Source organism: Tateyamaria omphalii (assembly GCF_019802125.1).
Taxonomy (GTDB): domain Bacteria; phylum Pseudomonadota; class Alphaproteobacteria; order Rhodobacterales; family Rhodobacteraceae; genus Tateyamaria; species Tateyamaria omphalii_B.
The window spans coordinates 1-20,704 of the sequence record NZ_JAHVHT010000001.1 but is presented as its reverse complement, the minus strand read 5'-3'; the positions used below and the strand labels follow the sequence as shown (position 1 = coordinate 20,704).

The window sequence follows — 20,704 nt, the reverse complement described above, 5'->3', positions numbered from 1 at the left end:
CTAGCCCAGTTTTGCAGCGATCGCCGCCTTCACGTCCGCGATCTCGCCTAGCCCATCGACCTTCGTTAGCTGACCCTTGGCATAGTAGTAGCCGATCAGCGGCGATGTCTTTTTGTAGTACTCCATCAGGCGCACTTTCATGGACTCGGCATTGTCGTCCGCGCGCACAGGTTGTCCTGCGGCAGCGGCCTCTGCGGCCCGTCCGACGATACGCTCGACAAGCACCTCGTCGTTGACTTCAAGTTCGATCACCGCATCCAGGCTCTCGCCCTTCTCGGCCAGCAGATCACCCAGCGCATCGGCCTGCGCCAGCGTGCGCGGGAAGCCATCAAAGATGAAGCCGTTGGCCTTGACCGTCTCAAGCTGCTCGCGGATCAGGCCGATGACGATCTCGTCCGTGACAAGCCCACCACGGTCCATGACATCAGCCACGATCCGGCCCATCTCGGAGCCCGACGATTTGGCCGCCCGCAGCATGTCACCAGTGCTCAACTGCACCATGCCGCGCTCTTCCACCAGAAAACGCGCCTGCGTTCCCTTGCCCGCGCCGGGCGGGCCCAAGAGAATAATATTCATCAGCTGTCCCCTCCCTGTGCCGACTTATCGGCGCACAGGGCTCCGTTTGCGGCGGGTCTTGTTGCCCTTACCGCGCAGTTGCGATTTCTCAATCAGACCTTCGTACTGGTGCGCCAGCAGATGGCTTTGAACCTGTTGGATCGTGTCCATGGTCACCGACACCACGATCAGCACGGATGTGCCGCCGAAGTAGAACGGTATGGCGAACTCACCGCGCAGGATTTCCGGCAGCAGACAGACCAGCGCCAGATAGGCAGAGCCCAAGACCAAAACGCGGTTGACCACGTATTCCAGATACTCGGCGGTGCGCTTGCCCGGGCGGATGCCGGGAACAAAGCCGTTCTGGTTCTTCAGGTTCTCGGCCACGTCATCCGGTTTGAAGCTGACGTTGAAGGTGTAGAAGTAGGCAAAGAACACGATCATCGCCGCAAAGAACAGCAGGTACAGCGGCTGGCCCGGACCGAAGTTGGCCAAGAGCCACGACATGATCGGGTTGGTCGAACCGCCCGAGAAGGTCGAGATCGTGACCGGCAGCAACAAGAGCGACGAGGCAAAGATCGCGGGGATCACGCCAGCGGGGTTCACCTTGACGGGCAGGTCGGACTTGCCACCGTCATAGACTTTCATCCCCACCTGACGGCGCGGATACTGGATGTGGATCTTGCGCAGCGCGCGCTCCATGAACACGACAAAGGTGATGGTGACGATGACCATCAGGATCACACCCACGATGATCGCAGGGCTCAGCGCGCCCGAACGGCCAGAGGCAAAGAACTGCGCCAGTGCCGCAGGCACCTCGGCAATGATGCCCACGAAGATAATCAGCGAGATGCCGTTGCCGATGCCGCGTGCGGTGATCTGCTCACCCAGCCACATCAGGAACATTGTGCCACCGACCAGTGTGATGAGGCATGAAATGCGGAAGAACATGCCCGGATCGGTCACCAGATCGCCGGATTCCAGCGACACGGCAAGGCCATAGGCCTGCAAGGTCGCCAGCGCCACGGTGCCGTAGCGGGTATACTGGTTGATCTTCTTGCGCCCCTGCTCGCCCTCTTTCTTGAGCTGTTCGAGCTTGGGCACCATCGATGTCAGAAGCTGCACGATGATCGAGGCCGAGATATAGGGCATGATGCCCAGGGCAAAGATGCCCATCCGACCCAGCGCGCCACCCGTGAACATGCTGACCATGCCACCGATCCCCTGACCGGCGCTCTCCATGAACTCCCGCAGGGCGGCGCCATCAATGCCGGGCACCGGGATGAAGGTGCCAAGGCGATAGACGATCAGCAGACCGAGGGTAAACAGGATGCGGTTGCGCAGGTCGGTGGCCTTGCCCAGAGCGCTCCAGCTCGTGTTGGCGGCCATATTCTCGACGGCAGATACCATGCGGGTGTGTTCCTTTATGGCGAAACGCCGCCCTGCACGGTTTCCCGGCGGGCGGCGTAGGAAAGACTAGAGACTATGTAAGCCGCAAATTTGCGGCTCACAAGGCGTCAAACTGGCTTACTCAGCGGCCGCCGCAGTGGTCGTCAGCGACCCACCCGCTTTTTCAACGGCTTCGACAGCGGATTTCGATGCACCGGTCACCGAAAGTTCAACTTTCGTGGTGATCTCACCCTTGGCCAGAATGCGGACACCGTCCAGTTTGCGGCGCACGAGGCCCGAGGCGATCAGCGCGTCCTCGTCGATGGCTTTCTTGGCGTCGATCTTGCCCGCGTCGATGAATTTCTGGATCAGGCCCAGGTTCACAACGGCAAATGCCTTGCGGTTCGGCTTGTTGAAGCCACGCTTGGGCAGACGTTGGTACAGCGGCATCTGGCCGCCTTCGTAGCCATTGATGGCCACACCCGAACGGGATTTCTGACCCTTGATACCACGGCCACCCATCTTGCCCTTGCCAGAGCCGGGACCGCGGCCAACGCGCGTGCGTTTCTTGGTTGCGCCGGGATTGTCGCGCAGTTCGTTCAGTTTCATATCGCTTCTCCTTGCCGGATGTGCCCCACGAAGCGTGAACGGGACAACCACGGCGTTTCTTGGTTTTGATTCTCGCGGCGCACTGCGCCACTGGGCGCGTATAGACGGCACGCGGCACCGGATCAAGCCCATGCAGCTAGCGGCACGCCCACGCCCGGTAAGAGTAAGGAATACCGGACTGATCGGCCCTCCTCACTTCTGGTAAACGCATCCGTATAGTCCACGCCGCAATGCTTTCAGCGGCACATGAATTTCAAGATCCGCGTCCACCAAGGCGCACCTGTTTTTGGAGAAATCCGTTGCTTGACGCCCTATTCCATGGCAGCGACCCATTGCGCCTGTTTGGCATCACCTCCGCCATCCTGAGCATCTACGCGTTCTTTCCCTACGCCCGCGACGTTGTGCGCAGCCACACCCAACCGCAACGGGCGTGCTGGCTGATCTGGTCGATCCTGGGCAGCATCGCACTCGTGTCCCAGATCGTTGAGGGGGCGACGGACTCGCTGTGGTTTGCCGCCATTCAGGTCGGCTGGACCATCGTGATCTTCGGCCTCGCCATCTGGCGGGGTCAGGGCCGGTTCCTGAACCCGGGCGACGAATCCATCCTGGCAGCCGCAGCCATCGGTCTGGGCCTCTGGGCCACGACAGACAGCGCAGCCTACGCGCTGATCATCACCATCTCGATCTCTATGCTCGGGGGTGCCGCGACCATCGCCAAGGCTTACCGCGCACCGCGAACCGAAACGATGTCGACCTGGGTCATCTCCTGGATAGCATCCGCCTGTGCAATCTTTGCGGTGGGCAGTCTCGATTGGGTGCTGCTGGCCTACCCGCTCTACCTGCTGTGCCTGTACACGGGCATCGTCCTTGCAATGGCTTTGGGCCGCAACCGCCGGCATCAGGCGGTGTTTTCGACCACAAGGCGAACTGCCAGCGATGCCATGTAGAAAAAGCGCAGGCCAGCGCAAGATATAGCTGTTCTCGCGCAGATTTCGAGTATACTCGCAGCCCAATACAGGCCCGAATGGGCACTCGAGCAGACTGAAACAGGCCACCACACGCTATCGGAGCCCACCTTGCTGCAAGCACTTGCACAGCATCCTGAGGTCGCGTACCGCGCCGGGCTCGCATCGGCCGTGCTCAGCATCTATGCGTTCTGGCCCTATATTCGCGATATTCTGACCAACCGCACACGACCCGAGCGTGCCTCCTGGCTGATCTGGGCGCTACTGAGTACGGTGTCGCTGCTCAGCCAGGTCTATGAGGGGGCTGACCGCTCCCTCGGCTTTGCCGCAATGCAGACCTTGGGGACCGTCATCATCTGCGGCCTGACCTTCTGGAAAACGACTGGTTTGCATTTCAAGAACGAGGACAGCCAGGTCCTGACCGCCACGGCCGTCGGCATCTGGCTCTGGGCCGAGATGGAAAGCGCCGCCTATTCCCTCTTCGTGACCATCACCATGTCGATGATGGGCGGGCTCCTGACCATGAAGAAGGCGTTCCTCGACCCGCGGTCCGAGACATGGGCCACATGGGCCGCATTCTTCGTCTCTGCCCTGCTGGCGGTCGTGGCCGTTGGGCGCGCGGACTGGCTGCTGCTGGCCTACCCGCTCTATGTCATGGTGTTGTCCGGTGGGATCATGGCCTGCATGGCCGTCGGGCGACTGGTGCAAAAGCGGCGCCCCGCTGTGGACCCCGAGCATCGCCAGCACCTGACCCTGTCGGTCATGTCGTTTCAACGGGCGGGTTCACCCAGCGCGTCGGAGTGAAGGGCCGCGTGACGGCGCGTTCCAGCAATTCCAGCCGGTCCTGCCCGTAAAACACCTCCCCCTCCAGCACATAGGTCGGTGAACCAAACACACTGGCCGCCAACGCGGCCTGCCCATTGGCCTCATACTGCGCCGCCACCTCGGGTGCATCCGCCTTGGCAAAGAGCGCATCCGCATCCTGCCCCAACCCGGCCACAAGCGCGCGCAGCGTGGACGCATCCGACAAGTCCGCGTCGTCCCGCCAGTGCGCCTCCAGAATGGCGTGGGCCAGCGCATCGACCTGCGGCCCCCGGTCGCCAAGGGCGAGGATCAGGTGGCTGGCCAGCGCATAATCCGCATCGTGATGCGTCGGGCGGAAAGACACGACCGGCACATCCCGCAACTCCGCCCACCGCTCGATCTCTCGGCCAAAGAAATAGTCCACATGCGCCTGCGTCCGCTGCCGGAACGGCATACTGCCCTGCGCCTCGACCACCGGTGACAAGGGAATGGGGCGATGCACCAGCGTCAGCCCATGGGCGGCACAGATCTGCATCACATGGGCGGAACCGAGATAGGCAAAAGCGGAATGGGCGGAGTAGTAGTAGGTCAACTCGGTCATGCACCGCAGGCTAGGACCGAACGCGCAGGCACACAATGCACCATTGCGCCCGTCCGTCGGCTAATGCCACTCTGCCCCCATGTTCCGCGCCCTCACCCTCGCCGCTGCCCTCGCGACCGCCCTGCCCTCGACCCTCACCGCCGCCGGATGCGCGCGCGACGCGATGCTGGTCTTCGACGGCTCTGCCTCCATGGACGAGCTCAGCTTCGACATCTCGCGCAAGACCCGCATCGTGGACGCACGCGACGCGCTGCGGAACGCCCTGCCCGACATCACCCCCTTCCGGCGCGTGGGACTTCTGACCTACGGCCCCGGCGGCAACACCGACAGCTGCGCCAATATCGACCTCCGCTTCGGCCCCCGCGCCGATGCGGCGCTGGACATCCTGACCGAGATCGACACGATGCAACCCAAAGGTCTGACCGCCCTCGCCGCCTCCGTCCGCGCAGCAGCAGACGCGCTCGACTACCGCAATCGATCCGGCATCGTGGTTCTGGTGACAGACGGCAACGAAACCTGCGGAGGCCGCCCCTGCGCGCTCGGAACGACGCTCGCATCCGAGGCGGAAGACCTCACCGTCCACGTCATCGGCTTCCAAGTGGTCGTGGACTTCTTCAGCTGGGACAACCCCGAACAGGTAGACGTGGGCGCGGGCAACACGGTCGCCAAATGCCTCGCGGACCGGACGGGTGGGCTCTATGTCTCGACCGAGACGGTGGACCAATTGGCCGACGCTTTGCGCGTCACGCTGGGCTGCGCCCTGATCGGATCAAACGCCCACAGGCGCACAGTATCCTAAGCACCCCAACGAAAAACGCCCCACCAAAAGGCGGGGCGTCCAAGTCTGTCATCCGGCACGCGGCCGAACATGCGGGGCGTTTCAGCCCTTCTCTTCGATGATCTCGACGAGGTGCGGGATTTTCCGGACCATGCCGCGGACGGAAGGTGTGTCTTCCAGCTCGCGGGTCTTGTGCATCTTGTTCAGGCCCAGGCCGATCAGGGTCGCGCGCTGTTCTGCGGGGCGACGGATGGGCGAGCCGATCTGTTTGACGACGATTGTCTTTGCCATCTGTCTCAGGCCTCCTCAGCCACTTGGCTTTGCTCGGACGGCGCTTCGTCCCGCTTGGGCAGGATGTCGGCAACCTTCTTGCCACGACGCTGGGCAACGCCACGGGGGCTTTGCTCTTTCTTCAGACCGTCGATGGTGGCGCGGATCATGTTGTAGGGGTTGGCCGAGCCGATGGACTTCGACACAACGTCCTTGACGCCCAGCATCTCGAACACGGCACGCATCGGACCACCGGCGATGATCCCGGTACCTTCCGGTGCGGTGCGCATGACGACCTTACCGGCGCCGTGACGACCTTCCATGTCGTGGTGCAGCGTGCGGCCTTCGCGCAGTTGCACGCGGATCATCTGGCGCTTGGCTTGCTCGGTGGCCTTGCGAATGGCCTCGGGGACCTCTTTCGCTTTACCTTTGCCAAAGCCGACGCGGCCCTTCTGGTCGCCCACAACGACGAGCGCGGCGAAACCGAAGTTCTTGCCACCTTTCGTTGTTTTCGACACGCGGTTGATCGCAACCAGGCGATCTGCAAATTCCGGTGCCTCGTCGCGGTCGCGACGGTTGCCCCGGCGGTTATCACGTTCTGCCATCAGAACATCCTTTGAATAGGTGGCGCAGGTCTGCGCCTGTTTCTCTCAACCGCAGTGAGCCAAAGCCCCCCGGTCATCGAGGCGGAGCGTGCCGCCTACACGTTTGGTCCATTTGGCGGGGTGAACCCCGCCCTACGGCGTCACGTTTGCGGTAGGGCGGGGTTCACCCCGCCGCACCACATCAGATCTTCAAACCGCCTTCACGCGCAGCGTCGGCCAATGCCTTCACCTTGCCGTGAAAGAGGAAACCGCCGCGGTCGAAATACGCTTCTTCCACGCCAGCCTTCTTCGCGCGCTCGGCAATCGCCGCACCCACCTTGGTGGCCGCGTCGATGTTGTTCTTGCCGACAACGCCCAGGTCCTTCTCCAGGGAAGAGGCCGAGGCGAGGGTCACGCCGTTCACATCGTCGATCAGCTGCACGCTGATGTTCTTGTTGGAACGGTGCACGCTCAGGCGCGCGCGGCCAGCGTTGACCTTGCGCAGTTTGTTCCGGACGCGTAGGCGGCGCTTGAGGAACAGGGTCCGTTTGCTGTTTGCCATCTGTCTGGTCCTTACTTCTTCTTACCTTCCTTGCGGAAGATAAATTCACCTTTGTAGCGGATGCCTTTGCCCTTGTAGGGCTCGGGCTTACGCCACTCGCGGATTTTCGCGGCCACTTCGCCAACCTGTTGCTGGTCGATGCCCTCGACCACAATCTCGGTCTGCTTGGGCGCTGTGACGGTGACACCCTCGGGCGCCACGAAATCCACGTCGTGGGACAGACCCAGGTTCAGCTTCAGGGTGTTGCCCTGCATCTGCGCCCGGTAACCCACACCCTGGATTTCCAGCTCTTTCTTGAAGCCTTCAGTCACGCCGGTCACGCAGTTCTGCACCTGTGTGCGGGACATGCCCCACTGCTGGCGCGCGCGCTTGGACTTGCCGCGGGGTTCGATGGTGACAACGTTGTCTTCGACCTTGAGGGTCACGTCGTCGGTGGCGGTGAAGCTGCGGGTGCCCTTGGGGCCCTTCACTTCGATCGTCTGACCGGAGAGGGTGGCGGAGACACCCGAGGGCAGATCGACCGGTTTCTTACCAATACGAGACATCTGCTGTTCTCCTTAGAAGATCGTGCAAAGCACTTCGCCGCCAACATTCTGGCTGCGCGCGCTTGCATCCGACATCACGCCCTTGGAGGTGGAGACAATCGCGACGCCGAGGCCCTGACGGACCTGCGGGATCTCGCCCACACCCATATACACACGACGGCCGGGCTTGGACACGCGCTTAAGCTCGCGGATCACAGGCTCGCCTTCGTAGTATTTCAGGCTGATTTCAATGGCCGGGTGGCCGTTTGCACCGGTGGTTTTCTCGAAACCACGGATGTAACCCTCGTCCGCCAGCACTTCCAGCACGCGCTCGCGCAGTTTCGACGCAGGCGTCTCGACCACGGATTTGCCGCGCATCTGGCTGTTGCGGATACGGGTGAGCATATCGCCGATAGGATCGTTCATGACTATCTCTCCCTTACCAGCTTGATTTCACAAGGCCGGGAATCTGGCCGGCAGAGCCAAGCTCCCGCAGCGCGATCCGGCTGATCTTCAGCTTACGATAGTAAGCGTGCGGACGGCCGGTCAGCTGGCAGCGATTGTGAAGGCGCGTGGCCGAGCTGTTGCGAGGCAGTTTTGCCAGCTTCAGCGAGGCGCGGAAACGCTCTTCCATCGGTTTGCTTTCATCACTGATGATCTCTTTGAGTTCCGCACGCTTGGCCGCGTACTTCTTCACCAGCTTTTCGCGCTTCACTTCGCGCGCGATCATGGATTTTTTCGCCATATCTTTGTCCTCTGCGCTTACGAGTTGAAGGGCATGTTGAAGTGCTTCAGCAAGGATTTTGCTTCGGCATCGGTGTCGGCTGTCGTGGTGATCACGATGTCCATCCCCCAGGTCTCGTCGACCTTGTCGAAGTCGATCTCGGGGAAGACAATGTGCTCTTTCATGCCCATGGCGTAGTTGCCACGGCCATCAAAGGATGTGCCGGATACGCCGCGGAAGTCGCGGACGCGGGGCAGCGCGATGGTGATCAGACGGTCTAGGAATTCATACATGCGGTCGCCGCGCAGGGTGACTTTGGCACCCAAGGGCATGTCCTCACGCACGCGGAAGCCAGCGATGGACTTCTTGGCGCGCGTGGTCATGGCCTTTTGACCGGCGATGGCGGTCAGATCTTCCTGTGCGGATTTTGCTTTCTTGCTGTCTTTGACAGCTTCAGCGCCGCAACCGATGTTCAGAACGATCTTGTCCAGACGCGGGATCTGCATGTCGTTCTTGTAGCCGAATTCCTCTTTCAGGGCAGCGCGGATGCTGTCCTTGTACTGGGCCTTCAGGCGCGGGGTGTAGTTGGCTGTGTCGAGCATCAGATCACGTCCCCTGTTGTCTTGGCAAAGCGCACTTTCTTGTCGCCGTCCATTTTAAAGCCCACGCGGGTGGGTTTGCCGTTGGCGTCAAGCAGCGCCAGGTTCGACAGGTCGATCGGCATCGCCTTGGGGATGCGACCGCCTTGGCTGGTCTGGCTTTGACGGGTGGCGCGGATGGCGATGTTGATGCCGTCAACGACAGCCTTGTTCGCCGATGGGTTCACGGAAGAAATGGTGCCTTCCTTGCCCTTGTCCTTGCCAGCGAGAACGACGACCTTGTCGCCTTTTTTCAGTTTGGCAGCCATATCACAGCACCTCCGGGGCGAGCGAGATGATTTTCATGAAGTTCTTGCCGCGCAACTCACGCACCACGGGCCCGAAGATACGGGTGCCGACAGGCTCGTTGTTGTTGTTCAGGATGACGGCGGCGTTGCGATCAAAGCGGATCGCGGTGCCGTCTTCGCGACGGACTTCCTTGGCGGTGCGGACGACGACGGCCTTGCGGACGTCCCCTTTCTTCACGCGACCACGCGGGATGGCTTCCTTGACCGACACGACGATGATGTCGCCGACGGATGCGTATTTACGCTTGGAACCACCCAGAACCTTGATGCACTGCACTCGGCGGGCGCCGGAGTTGTCAGCAACATCCAGGTTTGTCTGCATCTGGATCATTTGGTTTCTCCCGACCTTTGGGGGGCTGATGCGTTCGCCTGATCCCCAGGGTTTCGATTAATGCGGCAAAGCGCCGGAAGCTTTAGGCCTCCAGCACCTCCCAGCGTTTTGTCTTCGATTTCGGCGCGCATTCGATGATGCGAACGGTGTCACCGACCTTGAAGGCATTCTTTTCATCGTGCGCCCGGTACTTCTTGGACTTACGAATGGTCTTTTTCAGAACCGGGTGCGTAAAGCGGCGCTCGACGGACACGGTCACGGTTTGTGCGTTTGCGTCGGAGGTCACGACGCCTTGCAGGATACGCTTGGGCATAGTGCTCTCCTTATTCTGCCGCGTTGCGGGCTTGTTCGTTGAGGATCGTCTTGACGCGCGCAGCATCCCGACGGACCGAGCGCAGACGCGCCGGGTTCTCAAGCTGACCTGTGGCCTGCTGGAAACGCAGGTTAAAGGCTTCTTTCTTCAGATTTGCCAGCTCATCACGCAGCTGGTCCGGGGTTTTATCCCGAAGTTCCTGGGCGTTCATCGCCATTGTCCTTTCAACATCACGAGGGTGCGGCCCAATGGGCGTGACACCGATTCCCGTGGAGTGGGTGAATAGAGGGGCCGTATATGGGGGCACCGGAGGTATGGCAACCCCTTTGGGCCAAAGAAAAACAGGCGTGCGCTGCACCGCTGCAACGCACACTATATGTATGTCCTTGTAGGCTGCGAGATACCACTGCCACCGGGTGCCGCTCTCGTGCATTTGCTACCGCAAATACCCTGTCGCGCACTGGTTCAATATCGCGTTCCGCGATATTGAACCGACATGTCAAAAATCACATCCCTCTTCGCCACCCGCCTCTATCATGCCCCTCTCTCCGAGTTCGCCCCCAAGATCAACCCGGACGAGCTGGAACAGCACTGCTATGCCATCGCCGAGGATGACGAGGCCGGCCACGACTGGTGCGAGCGCGAGGGCTACCCCGGCTACACCTCCTACGCCTCGCTCGACGACCTGCCATGGCGCTTCCCGATCTTCGCGGATGTGGTCAAAGCACTCGACGCCCACGTCGCCGCCTTCGCCAAGGAACTCGCCTTCGATATGGGTGACAAGACACTGAAGCTCGACAGCATCTGGATCAACATCCTGCCCGAAGGCGGCATTCATACTGGGCACATCCACCCCCACTCGGTCATCTCCGGCACGACCTACGTGGCAATGCCCAAAGGCACGAGCGCCCTGAAACTCGAAGACCCCCGCCTGCCCATGATGATGGCCTCCCCGGGGCGCACAAAAGACGCGCCAGAGGACCTGCGGCAATTCCACTACGCCAAACCGTCGGTAGGCGATGTGCTGCTCTGGGAAAGCTGGCTGCGGCACGAAGTGCCCATGAACATGGCCGAGGAGGAACGGGTCTCGGTGAGTTTCAACTACGGCTGGGAGTGAGGATCGAGACACCCCGCACTCCGTAGGGTGCGCATTCACTGCGCACCGCCCCCTTCCAACCCAATGCGCGAAGCCGCGCCATCGACAGGCCACGGTCTGTCGATCCATCGGCCATTCAGCAGAACTTTATGGCAGCCAAACAAATCTTCCATCCGAGCGACGCGCTGACATCACCCAATCGACAGGCCCTGGGGTGGCCTGTCCCCTCTCGGCAGATTTGGCACAGCCAAGTCACCTGTCGGGCAATGGATAGCCCGGCGGCCTGCGGCCTTGATTCCGCGCTTTTTCTCGTAGAATTGACGGTTGAAGCAGGCCAGCCCCCGACCGACCTGGAGGGCCTCTGATCTGCGCGTTCCCTCACCGTCAAGCATAGCATAACCGCTCAGCGCAGATGTCGACATAGCGCCCGCCCTCCGGGGGGAAGGTCGGTCGGGCGCTGGCCGGGCTGGGAGCCCGGCTTGGGCGCAAGAGACCTTCAATTCCCCATATGAGAGCCCTGCGAATCGCTCAATTCGGGCAAAGTGCAAAATGTGTCATTTCGTCACAAATTGGCAGATGTCAAAAAAACTGTAGCGAAGTACTGACGCGGAGGCGCGTCAGCCATGGTGGGCAACCCGTTGTTATGAATACTAAATAATGAAGCGAGTCCAACATCTTGCGTACGCGGTCACAGCGTGGACTCCATATTGTACCTGCTGTATTATTGGAGGTGCGAGCAAGGGCTAAGTTGCTCGCACCTTATTAGTGCCATCAACATATTGAGGTAGACATGACACCAGAAACCTACATCTCGTCCTTCGATCTAAACCAGATCACAACAAAACGGGCAAGCCTTACTTTCGAAGAGGCAATCGCCGTTTGGCTGATGCGCTGGAATGGGGACACCATCCAGATTATTGCTGCCCGGTTCGGCACGAACCAGGGGCGAGTGGCAGACGTTTTGACAGAAAAAGAACATGCAGGCTCGAAGGCAGCAGCATTCAGCCTTCGCTCAGGCTGACAAAGATAAGCCCCCGACGCTCTCACGCCGGGGGCTCTCAATTCTCACCGTAGGGTGGGGTTTCACCCCACCAAACTCACCAGTCTTCCCGAACAACGACGCGCGTTTTGATCGGCAGCTTCATCGCCGCCAGACGCAGGGCCTCACGGGCCACATCATCGTTCACACCGTCGATCTCGAACATCACGCGTCCGGGTTTGACCTTGGCCGCCCAACGGTCGACCGAGCCTTTACCTTTACCCATCCGCACTTCGATCGGCTTGGCCGTCACAGGCACATCGGGGAAGATCCGGATCCAGACCCGGCCCTGACGTTTCATGTGGCGCGTCATCGCACGACGTGCAGCTTCGATCTGCCGGGCGGTGACCCGCTCGGGCTGCAGCGCCTTCAGGCCGTAGGTGCCAAAGTTCAGGTCGGACCCGCCCTTTGCCTTGCCCTTGATCGAGCCTTTGAACTGCTTACGGAACTTCGTACGCTTTGGTTGAAGCATCTCTACTCTCCTTTAGCGACGGCCACCGGCGCCACGTGGGGCCGGACCGTCCTGGAGTTCCTGGGCCTTGCGGTCGCGCGCAGCCGGATCGTGCTCCATGATCTCACCTTTGAAGATCCAGACCTTGATCCCGATGATCCCGTAGGGGGTCATGGCTTCGGCGTGGGCGTAATCGATGTCCGCCCGCAAGGTGTGAAGAGGCACGCGGCCTTCGCGGTACCACTCGGTACGGGCAATCTCTGCCCCACCCAGACGGCCGGCAACGTTCACGCGGATGCCCAGGGCACCCATGCGCATGGCGTTCTGCACGGCGCGCTTCATGGCACGGCGGAAGGACACACGACGCTCAAGCTGCTGCGCGATGCTCTCGCCCACCAGTTGCGCGTCCAGCTCGGGCTTGCGGACCTCAACGATGTTGAGGTGCAGCTCGCTGTCGGTCATCTTGGCCAGCTTCTTGCGCAGCACTTCGATGTCCGCGCCTTTCTTGCCGATGATGACACCGGGGCGGGCTGTGTGGATCGTGACGCGGCACTTCTTGTGCGGACGTTCGATGATCACACGGGCCACACCGGCCTGCTTGCACTCTTCCTTGATGAACTCACGGATCTTGATGTCTTCCAACAACAGATTGCCGTAGTCCTTGGTGTCGGCGTACCAGCGGCTGTCCCAGGTGCGGTTCACCTGCAGGCGCATGCCGATCGGATTTACTTTCTGACCCATCAGGCTTGCTCCTCTACCTGGCGCACTTTGATCGTGATCTCGGCGAACGGCTTGATGATCTTGCCAAACCGGCCACGGGCACGCGGGCGACCACGTTTCATGGTGAGGTTCTTGCCGACCCAGGCTTCCGCCACGATCAACTCGTCCACATCCAGGTTGTGGTTGTTTTCTGCGTTGGCGATGGCCGATTGCAGGCACTTCTTGACGTCCTGCGCGATCCGCTTCTTCGAGAAGGTCAGGTCCGTGAGGGCCTTGTCCACCTTCTTGCCGCGGATCATCTGGGCAACCAGGTTCAGCTTCTGCGGAGACGTGCGCAACATGCGCGTCTTCGCCATCGCCTCGTTGTCCGCCACGCGGCGGGGGTTCTTATCCTTGCTCATTTGCGCTTCGCCTTCTTGTCAGCGGCGTGACCGTAGTAGGTCCGCGTGGGCGAATATTCCCCGAACTTCTGGCCGATCATCTCTTCGGTCACGTTCACGGGAATATGCTTCTGGCCGTTGTACACACCAAAGGTCAGACCCACGAACTGGGGCAGAATGGTGGACCGACGGGACCAGATCTTGATGACTTCATTGCGTCCCGACTCGCGGGCCGCTTCCGCTTTCTTCAGCACATAGCTGTCGACAAACGGGCCTTTCCAAACAGAGCGTGCCATATCTTAGCGCCCCTTCTTCTTGGCGTGACGCGAGCGGATGATAAGCTTCTGCGACGCTTTGTTCTTGTTGCGGGTCCGCGCACCCTTGGTGGGCTTGCCCCAGGGCGACACGGGGTGACGACCACCCGAGGTCCGGCCTTCACCACCACCATGGGGGTGATCGATCGGGTTCATGACCACACCACGGACAGACGGACGAATGCCTTTGTGGCGCATACGGCCCGCTTTACCGAAGTTCTGGTTCGAGTTGTCGGGGTTCGACACGGCACCCACGGTGGCGCGGCATTCCTGACGGACCAGACGCAGCTCACCCGAGCTGAGACGAATCTGGGCATAGCCCCCATCACGACCCACGAACTGGGCGTAGGTGCCAGCGGCACGCGCGATCTGACCACCCTTGCCGGGCTTCAGTTCGATGTTGTGCACGATTGTCCCGATGGGCATGCCAGAAAAGGGCATGGTGTTGCCGGGCTTGATGTCGGCCTTCAGGCTCGACACGATCTTGTCACCCACGGCCAGACGCTGCGGCGCCAGGACATAAGCCTGCTCGCCATCTTCGTATTGCACGAGGGCAATGAACGCGGTCCGGTTGGGGTCGTATTCGATGCGCACGACCGTTGCGGTCACGTCCATCTTGTTCCGTTTGAAATCGACGATCCGATAGAGGCGCTTGGCCCCGCCGCCCTTGCGGCGCATCGTGATCCGTCCGGTGTTGTTGCGGCCACCATTCTTGGTGAGACCTTCGGTCAGCGCCTTGACGGGGCGCCCCTTCCACAGCTCCGAACGGTCGATCAGAACCAGCCCACGCTGGCCCGGCGTCGTCGGCTTGTACGACTTGAGTGCCATGTTACTGTCTTCCGTTTTGCTAAACGACGATCCGCCCGATGGCGTCCGCCTATGGTTAAAGGCCCCCGAAGGTGCCCGAGTAGTGTGCTCAGAAGAGCAACAGCAAAGCCCCGGACGAATCCGGGGCCTTGCCGATGGGGTCTGTTAAGGGATGGCGCGGATGGGGTCAAGGGGACGACATCTGCCGCCCACGCAACAGGCGCACCCCTTACGCAATACCGGATCAATTCCGTCGCGCTTTTTCAAATAAATTCGACCCGTACGTAATTCCCGAAAATTCCGTCGCAGTGCAAAAATCCGAATTCCGGTCAATTGCGCAAATATGTGCTGACGGCTGCGCAACTCCACGCCGAATAGTCCGCAAGCGCGTTGATCCGGGAACGAGGCGGTTGATAGGCGGCAAAACGATCAGAAATGAAAAGTATCTGCAATCGTAATGCCGAAAACATGACTGCGAAAATCTTCATCCACATCGGACCGCCAAAGACCGGCACAACAGCCCTGCAGGTCGCCGTACAGGAGGTCGACCTTGCCCACGCGCAATATTGCGGATGCTTTCAGCCGCGTGACAAGAACACAGGGCTTTCGGCAAAAGTGCTGGGTCATGCCCACTTCCCCAACGCCAAAGGTGCCCCAAAGCGCCCCGAGATCCGCAAGGAGTTCGAAGATGCGCTGGCCGCCGGAAACTCTGTCTTCATTTCAGAGGAAATGCTGCTGCTCGGAGATCGGCACTGCCAATCGCCTGACCGTCTGGATGTCCTGGCGGACATGTTGCGCGGGCTGCCGACAGTCATCCTTTTGACCTTGCGCCGTCCAAGCGATGCAATTCCGTCGCTATATCAGGAATTGTATTTGGGATTGGAGCGTAAATACTGGAGTGATTTTGACGGGTTTTGCACCAGCCGCCATGTGCATTGCTATAGATACAAATCGGTAATTCGGCGATTAAGTCAGCTTGGCTTTGAAAACCTTGTCCTATTGAATTTCGAAGCGCTCGATGACTTTCCCAAACATATGGCACAATTCCCCGAGCTTGATGGCATTCAGAATATCACGGCCCTCCAAAAGAAAAACGCCGGAAAGACCGGCGGCAAGGGCAAGCGTTGGCTTCCTGCCATCGACGCGGGGAATGTTTTGACCTCGACCCTCAGCCACAAGCGCCACAGACTGATTGCCAAATGTCGGCGCAAATCGTCGATACTCTCGAAAATGCTGGGAAAACAGGTTCTCAAGGAACGGCTCGCGACACTCTCGGTTCCGGCTGAAATCGCCTGCCAACTGGATGCCGATTTTTCCGAACTTGCGGCAAATGTCGGACAGTGCACACGGTTATGAGCCCCAGGTCATACAGGGCCTGCAGGCGCGTGCGTTTCAGAAGTTGAAAACGGTGGGTCGGCGCGATGCCGGATTACGTGCGCAGCACTGACCAAGCCCTATGCGCACGCGATAGGCTAAAGAGCGGGCCTGTTCAGACGCGCCCACAGACAAAGTTGCTACAGCTTTGTCACCCAGACGAACCGCTCTTCGATGGTCCAACCTTCGGGCTTTGCCTCGGTATATCGACCGGAGGGCATACTCACCATGGTCGGTTTCGGTTGTCTGTAGACGTCAAGCGCCTCTTGCATCGAACACCCGCGACCTGCGATGCCCAGACTGCGAAACATGGGTTTGTCCGCATTCCCGGACAGTTTCGGTGGCCGGTCAAAAATCTGGATAATCAGTACGCCCTGCGTGTCCGTGACCTGTTGTAGCAACTCTCGTTCAATCCGGACCATTTCGCCGCGAATTTTCCGCTGGTTGACGGTCCAATTCCAAGCGCCCACCAACCAATGCATCGCCTGACCAAAATTCGGTGCCTTGGCCACGGGCCTGATCATGTTCTGGTTGAAGACTTGCGCTGTAGAATACTTGAACGCCGGTGGAACTTGCTGAAGCATAGAAAAACCTTTCCAGCTGGTTGCGCAAAAGCTGTGTTGTTCAAAAAAATGCAGTTCAACGGCTGGTCGACAAACGCCGCCTTAGGCCAAACGCTATCGCAAGCCAGCGCTTGAACCAACCGACCTTCCCGCAATGAGCGAATTTCCCCGACCAAGCGACATTGCCCTCTGCCCGTCCAAGTGACCGGGGTTCGCGACCAGTCCTTTCACCCCGTGCCGCCGCAATCGCGCCCATATGCGCGTTCACGCTATTTGTTGGTCGTCGACCTTGAATGGCGCGATCGCGGCAGTTGTGCGCGCGCCCCGGGCCCTTCTAGCCCCGCCCGCGATAGGGCGGCACGCCCTGATCCGGGATCCACACACCCTCAGGCATCTCCCCCGTCTGCCAGAACACATCGATCGGGATCCCGCCCCGCGGATACCAGTACCCCCCGATCCGCAGCCATTGTGGCTCCAGAAAATCCACCAACCGCCGCGCAATGGAAATCGTGCAATCCTCGTGAAATGCCCCATGGTTGCGGAACGAGGTCAGGTACAGTTTCAGCGACTTGCTCTCCACCAGCCACTGCCCCGGGACGTAGTCGATGACCAGATGGGCAAAGTCGGGCTGCCCCGTCATCGGGCACAGCGACGTGAACTCCGGCGCCGTGAACCGCACGTTATAGGCCACATCCGCCTGCGGGTTCTGCACCCGCTCCAGCTCCGCCTCTTCGGGCGAGGCTGGTTGGACCGTCGCCCCACCCAGTTGTTTGAGGTTGCTGTAAATCGTCTCTGACATGGGGTGTCCTCTTTGAATGGGACAGCACTGACCACACGGTCGGGCGGCCCATATGCGCGCTTGTCGCCGCGCACCCTAGCGATCACACGATCCAGATCAAAGCAGGGGCAGGAAAAATCGGGCATCCTGTGCGCGGATCAGCAAAACAGGAGACCCCATGCCCAAAGCCAAACCCGCCAAACTCAAGGTTTCTGCCGCGAACGCCCCCATGGCCGCCGTCAACCCTGCCGCGGCGCAGGCGTGGATGGACATCACCACCGAATGTGCACGCTTTGCCATGGATCGGGTGCAGCAGGACTTTGCCGCACAACGCGCGATGATGGCCTGCACGTCGCCTGCGGACCTGATGAGGCTTCAGGTCGAGTACTGCCAGACGGCGACCAAGCAATACGCCGATCAGGCGACCCGCATGGTCGAACTGATGACCGCCGCCATGGGCCAGAAGAACGAGGACGGCACCTCCCCCTTCTCGCGCAAATACGACGACATCCCGCTCTAGGCGCGGGAGGGCGAAACCCTAACAAACCCCTAACCCGCCGCTGTAACCCATTGTTTTCACGCGGGTGAAGGTCCGTCCCGGCATGGGACACAGAAAAAACCCCGACCGCATTTGCAGCCGGGGTCCATCATTTTTCCGTAGGGCGGGGTTCACCCCGCCATGCCGATCAAAGACCGGTGGTCACGTCGATCGTGTTGCCTTCTTCCAGCGTGACATAGGCCTTTTTCACGTCCTTCCGCTTGCCCAACTGGCCGCGGAAACGCTTGACCTTGCCCTTGGTGATGGTCGTGTTCACGGCCTTCACCTTGACCCCAAAGAGCGCCTCGACGGCCTCTTTGATCATGGGCTTGTTGCTGTCCATCGCCACTTCAAAAACGATCGCGCCATTCTCGGACGCCATGGTCGCTTTTTCCGTGATGATCGGCTTGCGGATCACGTCGTAATGTTCTGCCTTGGCACTCATTTCAAACGAGCCTCCAGTGCTTCGACACCCGCCTTCGTGATCACCAGGGTGTCACGCTTCAGGATGTCATATACGTTTGCACCCATCGTCGGCAGGATATCCAGACCTTCGATGTTGCGCGATGCCTTCAGGAAGTCCTCGTTGACCGAGGCCCCGTCGATCACCAGCGCACGCTTCCAGCCCAGGTCCTTGACCTGCTTGGCCAGAGCGGCGGTTTTACCCGCAGCAGCCGCGTCCTCGATGATCACCAGCTCGCCCGCCTTGGCCTTGGCCGACAGCGCGTGCTTCAGACCCAGCTTGCGGAACTTTTTGGGCAGGTCGTGGCCGTGCGAACGCGGCGTCGGACCCTTGTAGATACCACCCTTGCGGAAGATCGGCGCGTTGCGGTCACCATGGCGTGCGCCGCCGGTGCCCTTCTGGCGATAGATCTTCTTGGTCGAGTAGCTGGTTTCCGAGCGGGTCTTGACCTTGTGGGTACCGGCTTGGGCATTGTTGCGCTGCCAGCGAACCATGCGGTGCAGGATATCGGCGCGCGGCTCGAGGCCGAAGAGGTCCTCGCTCAGCTCGACCGAACCGGCTTTGCCGCCGTCCAGTTTGATGACGTCGAGTTTCATTATTCGTCACCCTCTTTCTTGGCGTCGTCCCCGTCTTCAACCTTGTCGGCTTCGATGGAGGCTTCGGCTTCTTTCAGCGCTTCCGCTTCGGCAGCGGCCTGCTCTTCTGCCAGGCGCTTGGCTTCGGCTTCCGCTTCGGCGGCTGCAGCAGCAGCGGCTTCCTCGGCAGCTTTCATCGCCTCTTCCTTGGCGGATTTCAGAGCGGCAGGCAGGATCGCGTTTTCAGGGAACGGCTTTTTGACCGCATCCTTGACGGTGACCCAACCACCTTTCGATCCGGGCACGGCGCCCTTGATCATGATCAGACCACGGTCGCTGTCGGTGCGCACAACCTGCAGGTTCTGCGTCGTGACGCGCGCTGCACCCATGTGGCCGGCCATCTTCTTGCCCTTGAACACCTTGCCGGGGTCCTGACATTGACCGGTCGAGCCGTGCGAACGGTGGGAGATCGACACACCGTGCGACGCGCGCAGACCACCGAAGTTGTGGCGTTTCATGGCACCGGCAAAGCCTTTACCAATCGAGGTGCCGGTGACGTCGACGAACTGACCTTCGAAATAGTGATCGGCGATGATCTCTTCGCCCACATTGATCAGGTTGTCCTCGGTCACGCGGAACTCAACCAGCTTCCGCTTGGGCTCCACTTTCTGAGCGGCAAAGTGACCGCGCATGGCCTTGGACACGCGCTTGACCTTGGGGGTCCCGGCGCCAAGGGTTACGGCGGTGTAGCCGTCCTTGTCCGCGGTGCGTTGACCCACGACCTGCAGGGCGTCGAGTTGCAGCACGGTGACGGGCACTTGCTTGCCGTCTTCCATGAACAGGCGGGTCATCCCCACCTTCTTTGCGAGAATTCCAGAGCGCATAATCTATACCCTCCTTACGACTGCAGCTTGATCTCGACATCCACACCAGCGGCGAGGTCGAGCTTCATCAGCGCGTCCACGGTCTGGGGGGTCGGATCGACGATGTCGAGAAGACGCTTGTGCGTGCGGATCTCGAACTGATCGCGGGATTTCTTGTCGATGTGCGGGCCGCGCAGAACGGTGAACTTTTCGATCTTGTTCGGCAGCGGGATCGGGCCGCGCACGGACGCACCGGTGCGTTTGGCGGTGTTGACGATTTCCTGCGTGGACGCGTCCAGCACACGATAGTCAAACGCCTTCAGCCGAATGCGGATGTTTTGGCTTTGAATGGCCATTTTCGTGTTCCCTTACTCGGGCTTCCAACGGAGAGGAGGGGTCTCGACCACCGACACCCCTCGTCGCGTCTTTTTTCGTTGTGCGGCGGGGTAAACCCCGCCTTACATCTCATCGGTCCCGTAGGGCGGGGTTCACCCCGCCGCCACGGTTGGACTGGCTTACTCAGTGATCTTGGACACCACGCCGGCGCCGACAGTCCGGCCACCTTCGCGGATCGCAAACCGCAGGCCGTTTTCCATCGCGATCGGCGCGATCAGCTCAACCCCAAACGACACGTTGTCGCCAGGCATCACCATCTCGGTGCCTTCGTTGAGCTGAACCGTGCCCGTCACGTCCGTCGTACGGAAGTAGAACTGCGGACGGTAGTTCGCGAAGAACGGCGTGTGACGGCCACCCTCTTCCTTGGTCAGGATGTAGGCTTCGGCCTCGAA

At 60.5% G+C, this 20,704-nt stretch carries 33 protein-coding genes and 1 pseudogene; 7 read left to right on the top strand and 27 right to left on the bottom strand.

Annotated elements, in window-relative coordinates; translation table 11 throughout:
• From KUV51_RS00170 to rplO, 3 genes are all read right to left on the bottom strand, one after another.
• Entirely contained in the window at positions 1 to 576 is a 576-nt protein-coding gene (locus tag KUV51_RS00170; protein ID WP_222519621.1) for an adenylate kinase, read from the bottom strand.
• 24 nt (positions 577 to 600) lie between these two features.
• Positions 601 to 1,965, bottom strand: a complete 1,365-nt coding sequence (gene secY / locus KUV51_RS00165) for a preprotein translocase subunit SecY (RefSeq protein WP_222519620.1) — start codon at positions 1,963 to 1,965, stop codon at positions 601 to 603.
• A gap of 117 nt (positions 1,966 to 2,082) precedes the next feature.
• Complete coding sequence (rplO, locus tag KUV51_RS00160; protein WP_222519619.1) at positions 2,083 to 2,553, bottom strand: 50S ribosomal protein L15; 471 nt, start codon at positions 2,551 to 2,553, stop codon at positions 2,083 to 2,085.
• 299 nt (positions 2,554 to 2,852) lie between these two features.
• On the opposite strand from rplO, the gene KUV51_RS00155 reads away from it, so the two are divergent.
• Positions 2,853 to 3,500, top strand: coding sequence for a hypothetical protein (locus tag KUV51_RS00155; protein ID WP_222519618.1), 648 nt, complete (start codon positions 2,853 to 2,855; stop codon positions 3,498 to 3,500).
• A 129-nt stretch (positions 3,501 to 3,629) separates the two neighbouring features.
• Positions 3,630 to 4,322 (top strand): hypothetical protein, encoded by a 693-nt coding sequence (locus tag KUV51_RS00150; protein WP_222519617.1) that lies wholly within the window; start codon positions 3,630 to 3,632, stop codon positions 4,320 to 4,322.
• Here the strand turns inward: KUV51_RS00150 and KUV51_RS00145 are convergent.
• Entirely contained in the window at positions 4,279 to 4,923 is a 645-nt protein-coding gene (locus KUV51_RS00145; RefSeq protein WP_222519616.1) for a 2-hydroxychromene-2-carboxylate isomerase, read from the bottom strand. The two genes, KUV51_RS00150 and KUV51_RS00145, sit on opposite strands and share 44 nt — an antisense overlap.
• Positions 4,924 to 5,002: 79 nt before the next feature.
• Between KUV51_RS00145 and KUV51_RS00140 the strand changes: the two genes are divergently transcribed.
• Positions 5,003 to 5,722 carry a vWA domain-containing protein gene (locus KUV51_RS00140; RefSeq protein ID WP_261385574.1) on the top strand — a complete coding sequence of 240 codons (720 nt, stop codon included), beginning with the start codon at positions 5,003 to 5,005 and terminating at the stop codon, positions 5,720 to 5,722.
• A gap of 81 nt (positions 5,723 to 5,803) precedes the next feature.
• On the opposite strand, the gene rpmD is transcribed toward KUV51_RS00140, so the two are convergent.
• The 11 genes from rpmD to rpmC form a co-directional block, all read right to left on the bottom strand.
• Complete coding sequence (gene rpmD / locus KUV51_RS00135) at positions 5,804 to 5,992, bottom strand: 50S ribosomal protein L30 (RefSeq protein ID WP_222519615.1); 189 nt, start codon at positions 5,990 to 5,992, stop codon at positions 5,804 to 5,806.
• 5 nt (positions 5,993 to 5,997) lie between these two features.
• Positions 5,998 to 6,576: a 30S ribosomal protein S5 gene (gene rpsE, locus KUV51_RS00130; RefSeq protein WP_222519614.1), complete on the bottom strand. Its 579-nt coding sequence runs from the start codon at positions 6,574 to 6,576 to the stop codon at positions 5,998 to 6,000.
• Positions 6,577 to 6,757: 181 nt separating this feature from the next.
• On the bottom strand, positions 6,758 to 7,117 hold the full coding sequence (gene rplR, locus KUV51_RS00125) for a 50S ribosomal protein L18 (protein ID WP_222519613.1): 360 nt from the start codon (positions 7,115 to 7,117) through the stop codon (positions 6,758 to 6,760).
• 11 nt (positions 7,118 to 7,128) lie between these two features.
• A complete protein-coding gene (gene rplF / locus KUV51_RS00120; protein WP_039688602.1) occupies positions 7,129 to 7,662 on the bottom strand; it encodes a 50S ribosomal protein L6 in 534 nt (177 codons plus the stop codon).
• Between the two features lie 12 nt (positions 7,663 to 7,674).
• Positions 7,675 to 8,067, bottom strand: coding sequence for a 30S ribosomal protein S8 (gene rpsH / locus KUV51_RS00115; RefSeq protein WP_039688604.1), 393 nt, complete (start codon positions 8,065 to 8,067; stop codon positions 7,675 to 7,677).
• Positions 8,068 to 8,080: 13 nt separating this feature from the next.
• The gene (rpsN, locus tag KUV51_RS00110) at positions 8,081 to 8,386 is read right to left on the bottom strand and encodes a 30S ribosomal protein S14 (protein WP_147114111.1); all 306 of its coding nucleotides are present in this window, start codon (positions 8,384 to 8,386) and stop codon (positions 8,081 to 8,083) included.
• 17 nt (positions 8,387 to 8,403) lie between these two features.
• Complete coding sequence (gene rplE, locus KUV51_RS00105; protein ID WP_039688608.1) at positions 8,404 to 8,967, bottom strand: 50S ribosomal protein L5; 564 nt, start codon at positions 8,965 to 8,967, stop codon at positions 8,404 to 8,406.
• A complete protein-coding gene (gene rplX, locus KUV51_RS00100) occupies positions 8,967 to 9,272 on the bottom strand; it encodes a 50S ribosomal protein L24 (RefSeq protein ID WP_222519612.1) in 306 nt (101 codons plus the stop codon). The genes rplE and rplX overlap by 1 nt, the downstream gene beginning before the upstream one ends.
• A 1-nt stretch (position 9,273) precedes the next feature.
• Positions 9,274 to 9,642, bottom strand: coding sequence for a 50S ribosomal protein L14 (gene rplN, locus KUV51_RS00095; protein WP_008757934.1), 369 nt, complete (start codon positions 9,640 to 9,642; stop codon positions 9,274 to 9,276).
• A gap of 82 nt (positions 9,643 to 9,724) precedes the next feature.
• Complete coding sequence (rpsQ, locus tag KUV51_RS00090; RefSeq protein WP_008555996.1) at positions 9,725 to 9,955, bottom strand: 30S ribosomal protein S17; 231 nt, start codon at positions 9,953 to 9,955, stop codon at positions 9,725 to 9,727.
• 10 nt (positions 9,956 to 9,965) lie between these two features.
• Positions 9,966 to 10,166 (bottom strand): 50S ribosomal protein L29, encoded by a 201-nt coding sequence (rpmC, locus tag KUV51_RS00085; protein ID WP_039688614.1) that lies wholly within the window; start codon positions 10,164 to 10,166, stop codon positions 9,966 to 9,968.
• 285 nt (positions 10,167 to 10,451) lie between these two features.
• Between rpmC and KUV51_RS00080 the strand changes: the two genes are divergently transcribed.
• Both KUV51_RS00080 and KUV51_RS00075 read left to right on the top strand, forming a co-directional pair.
• A complete protein-coding gene (locus KUV51_RS00080; protein WP_222519611.1) occupies positions 10,452 to 11,072 on the top strand; it encodes a TIGR02466 family protein in 621 nt (206 codons plus the stop codon).
• 769 nt (positions 11,073 to 11,841) lie between these two features.
• The gene (locus KUV51_RS00075; RefSeq protein ID WP_222519610.1) at positions 11,842 to 12,072 is read left to right on the top strand and encodes a hypothetical protein; all 231 of its coding nucleotides are present in this window, start codon (positions 11,842 to 11,844) and stop codon (positions 12,070 to 12,072) included.
• Between the two features lie 76 nt (positions 12,073 to 12,148).
• Here the strand turns inward: KUV51_RS00075 and rplP are convergent, their stop codons facing one another.
• Genes rplP through rplB form a run of 5 tightly spaced genes read right to left on the bottom strand, consistent with a single transcriptional unit; the run spans position 12,149 to position 14,783 of the window.
• Positions 12,149 to 12,562 (bottom strand): 50S ribosomal protein L16, encoded by a 414-nt coding sequence (gene rplP, locus KUV51_RS00070; protein WP_039688620.1) that lies wholly within the window; start codon positions 12,560 to 12,562, stop codon positions 12,149 to 12,151.
• A gap of 12 nt (positions 12,563 to 12,574) precedes the next feature.
• Positions 12,575 to 13,282: a 30S ribosomal protein S3 gene (gene rpsC / locus KUV51_RS00065; protein WP_222519609.1), complete on the bottom strand. Its 708-nt coding sequence runs from the start codon at positions 13,280 to 13,282 to the stop codon at positions 12,575 to 12,577.
• Entirely contained in the window at positions 13,282 to 13,662 is a 381-nt protein-coding gene (gene rplV / locus KUV51_RS00060) for a 50S ribosomal protein L22 (RefSeq protein WP_039688623.1), read from the bottom strand. Before rplV ends, rpsC begins: the two co-directional genes overlap by 1 nt.
• Positions 13,659 to 13,937 (bottom strand): 30S ribosomal protein S19, encoded by a 279-nt coding sequence (rpsS, locus tag KUV51_RS00055; protein ID WP_039688624.1) that lies wholly within the window; start codon positions 13,935 to 13,937, stop codon positions 13,659 to 13,661. Before rpsS ends, rplV begins: the two co-directional genes overlap by 4 nt.
• A gap of 3 nt (positions 13,938 to 13,940) precedes the next feature.
• Positions 13,941 to 14,783, bottom strand: a complete 843-nt coding sequence (rplB, locus tag KUV51_RS00050; RefSeq protein ID WP_039688626.1) for a 50S ribosomal protein L2 — start codon at positions 14,781 to 14,783, stop codon at positions 13,941 to 13,943.
• 447 nt (positions 14,784 to 15,230) lie between these two features.
• On the opposite strand from rplB, the gene KUV51_RS00045 reads away from it, so the two are divergent.
• Positions 15,231 to 16,118: a hypothetical protein gene (locus tag KUV51_RS00045; RefSeq protein ID WP_222519608.1), complete on the top strand. Its 888-nt coding sequence runs from the start codon at positions 15,231 to 15,233 to the stop codon at positions 16,116 to 16,118.
• Between the two features lie 158 nt (positions 16,119 to 16,276).
• Here the strand turns inward: KUV51_RS00045 and KUV51_RS00040 are convergent, their stop codons facing one another.
• Both KUV51_RS00040 and queF read right to left on the bottom strand, forming a co-directional pair.
• Positions 16,277 to 16,720, bottom strand: a complete 444-nt coding sequence (locus KUV51_RS00040; RefSeq protein ID WP_222519607.1) for a hypothetical protein — start codon at positions 16,718 to 16,720, stop codon at positions 16,277 to 16,279.
• A 313-nt stretch (positions 16,721 to 17,033) separates the two neighbouring features.
• Positions 17,034 to 17,498 (bottom strand): preQ(1) synthase, encoded by a 465-nt coding sequence (gene queF / locus KUV51_RS00035; RefSeq protein ID WP_222519606.1) that lies wholly within the window; start codon positions 17,496 to 17,498, stop codon positions 17,034 to 17,036.
• 157 nt (positions 17,499 to 17,655) lie between these two features.
• On the opposite strand from queF, the gene KUV51_RS00030 reads away from it, so the two are divergent.
• Entirely contained in the window at positions 17,656 to 17,997 is a 342-nt protein-coding gene (locus tag KUV51_RS00030) for a phasin family protein (RefSeq protein WP_222519605.1), read from the top strand.
• Positions 17,998 to 18,163: 166 nt separating this feature from the next.
• On the opposite strand, the gene KUV51_RS00025 is transcribed toward KUV51_RS00030, so the two are convergent.
• The 5 genes and pseudogenes from KUV51_RS00025 to tuf all read right to left on the bottom strand — a co-directional run.
• A complete protein-coding gene (locus KUV51_RS00025) occupies positions 18,164 to 18,460 on the bottom strand; it encodes a 50S ribosomal protein L23 (RefSeq protein ID WP_222519604.1) in 297 nt (98 codons plus the stop codon).
• Positions 18,457 to 19,074 (bottom strand): 50S ribosomal protein L4, encoded by a 618-nt coding sequence (rplD, locus tag KUV51_RS00020; RefSeq protein WP_039688638.1) that lies wholly within the window; start codon positions 19,072 to 19,074, stop codon positions 18,457 to 18,459. The genes KUV51_RS00025 and rplD overlap by 4 nt, the downstream gene beginning before the upstream one ends.
• Positions 19,074 to 19,940 carry a 50S ribosomal protein L3 gene (gene rplC / locus KUV51_RS00015; protein ID WP_222521183.1) on the bottom strand — a complete coding sequence of 289 codons (867 nt, stop codon included), beginning with the start codon at positions 19,938 to 19,940 and terminating at the stop codon, positions 19,074 to 19,076. The genes rplD and rplC overlap by 1 nt, the downstream gene beginning before the upstream one ends.
• 11 nt (positions 19,941 to 19,951) lie before the next feature.
• Positions 19,952 to 20,266 (bottom strand): 30S ribosomal protein S10, encoded by a 315-nt coding sequence (rpsJ, locus tag KUV51_RS00010; RefSeq protein WP_039688718.1) that lies wholly within the window; start codon positions 20,264 to 20,266, stop codon positions 19,952 to 19,954.
• 165 nt (positions 20,267 to 20,431) lie between these two features.
• Positions 20,432 to 20,704 (bottom strand): annotated as a pseudogene (gene tuf / locus KUV51_RS00005) (elongation factor Tu); the annotation flags it as partial.

Coding starts and splice junctions, on each gene's coding strand:
- KUV51_RS00170 (WP_222519621.1), bottom strand. CDS start 576: ATGAATATTATTCTCTTGGGCCCGCCCGGCGCGGGCAAGGGAACGCAG.
- secY (WP_222519620.1), bottom strand. CDS start 1,965: ATGGTATCTGCCGTCGAGAATATGGCCGCCAACACGAGCTGGAGCGCT.
- rplO (WP_222519619.1), bottom strand. CDS start 2,553: ATGAAACTGAACGAACTGCGCGACAATCCCGGCGCAACCAAGAAACGC.
- KUV51_RS00145 (WP_222519616.1), bottom strand. CDS start 4,923: ATGACCGAGTTGACCTACTACTACTCCGCCCATTCCGCTTTTGCCTAT.
- KUV51_RS00140 (WP_261385574.1), top strand. CDS start 5,003: ATGTTCCGCGCCCTCACCCTCGCCGCTGCCCTCGCGACCGCCCTGCCC.
- rpmD (WP_222519615.1), bottom strand. CDS start 5,992: ATGGCAAAGACAATCGTCGTCAAACAGATCGGCTCGCCCATCCGTCGC.
- rpsE (WP_222519614.1), bottom strand. CDS start 6,576: ATGGCAGAACGTGATAACCGCCGGGGCAACCGTCGCGACCGCGACGAG.
- rplR (WP_222519613.1), bottom strand. CDS start 7,117: ATGGCAAACAGCAAACGGACCCTGTTCCTCAAGCGCCGCCTACGCGTC.
- rplF (WP_039688602.1), bottom strand. CDS start 7,662: ATGTCTCGTATTGGTAAGAAACCGGTCGATCTGCCCTCGGGTGTCTCC.
- rpsH (WP_039688604.1), bottom strand. CDS start 8,067: ATGAACGATCCTATCGGCGATATGCTCACCCGTATCCGCAACAGCCAG.
- rpsN (WP_147114111.1), bottom strand. CDS start 8,386: ATGGCGAAAAAATCCATGATCGCGCGCGAAGTGAAGCGCGAAAAGCTG.
- rplE (WP_039688608.1), bottom strand. CDS start 8,967: ATGCTCGACACAGCCAACTACACCCCGCGCCTGAAGGCCCAGTACAAG.
- rplX (WP_222519612.1), bottom strand. CDS start 9,272: ATGGCTGCCAAACTGAAAAAAGGCGACAAGGTCGTCGTTCTCGCTGGC.
- rplN (WP_008757934.1), bottom strand. CDS start 9,642: ATGATCCAGATGCAGACAAACCTGGATGTTGCTGACAACTCCGGCGCC.
- rpsQ (WP_008555996.1), bottom strand. CDS start 9,955: ATGCCCAAGCGTATCCTGCAAGGCGTCGTGACCTCCGACGCAAACGCA.
- rpmC (WP_039688614.1), bottom strand. CDS start 10,166: ATGAACGCCCAGGAACTTCGGGATAAAACCCCGGACCAGCTGCGTGAT.
- KUV51_RS00080 (WP_222519611.1), top strand. CDS start 10,452: ATGTCAAAAATCACATCCCTCTTCGCCACCCGCCTCTATCATGCCCCT.
- KUV51_RS00075 (WP_222519610.1), top strand. CDS start 11,842: ATGACACCAGAAACCTACATCTCGTCCTTCGATCTAAACCAGATCACA.
- rplP (WP_039688620.1), bottom strand. CDS start 12,562: ATGCTTCAACCAAAGCGTACGAAGTTCCGTAAGCAGTTCAAAGGCTCG.
- rpsC (WP_222519609.1), bottom strand. CDS start 13,282: ATGGGTCAGAAAGTAAATCCGATCGGCATGCGCCTGCAGGTGAACCGC.
- rplV (WP_039688623.1), bottom strand. CDS start 13,662: ATGAGCAAGGATAAGAACCCCCGCCGCGTGGCGGACAACGAGGCGATG.
- rpsS (WP_039688624.1), bottom strand. CDS start 13,937: ATGGCACGCTCTGTTTGGAAAGGCCCGTTTGTCGACAGCTATGTGCTG.
- rplB (WP_039688626.1), bottom strand. CDS start 14,783: ATGGCACTCAAGTCGTACAAGCCGACGACGCCGGGCCAGCGTGGGCTG.
- KUV51_RS00045 (WP_222519608.1), top strand. CDS start 15,231: ATGACTGCGAAAATCTTCATCCACATCGGACCGCCAAAGACCGGCACA.
- KUV51_RS00040 (WP_222519607.1), bottom strand. CDS start 16,720: ATGCTTCAGCAAGTTCCACCGGCGTTCAAGTATTCTACAGCGCAAGTC.
- queF (WP_222519606.1), bottom strand. CDS start 17,498: ATGTCAGAGACGATTTACAGCAACCTCAAACAACTGGGTGGGGCGACG.
- KUV51_RS00030 (WP_222519605.1), top strand. CDS start 17,656: ATGCCCAAAGCCAAACCCGCCAAACTCAAGGTTTCTGCCGCGAACGCC.
- KUV51_RS00025 (WP_222519604.1), bottom strand. CDS start 18,460: ATGAGTGCCAAGGCAGAACATTACGACGTGATCCGCAAGCCGATCATC.
- rplD (WP_039688638.1), bottom strand. CDS start 19,074: ATGAAACTCGACGTCATCAAACTGGACGGCGGCAAAGCCGGTTCGGTC.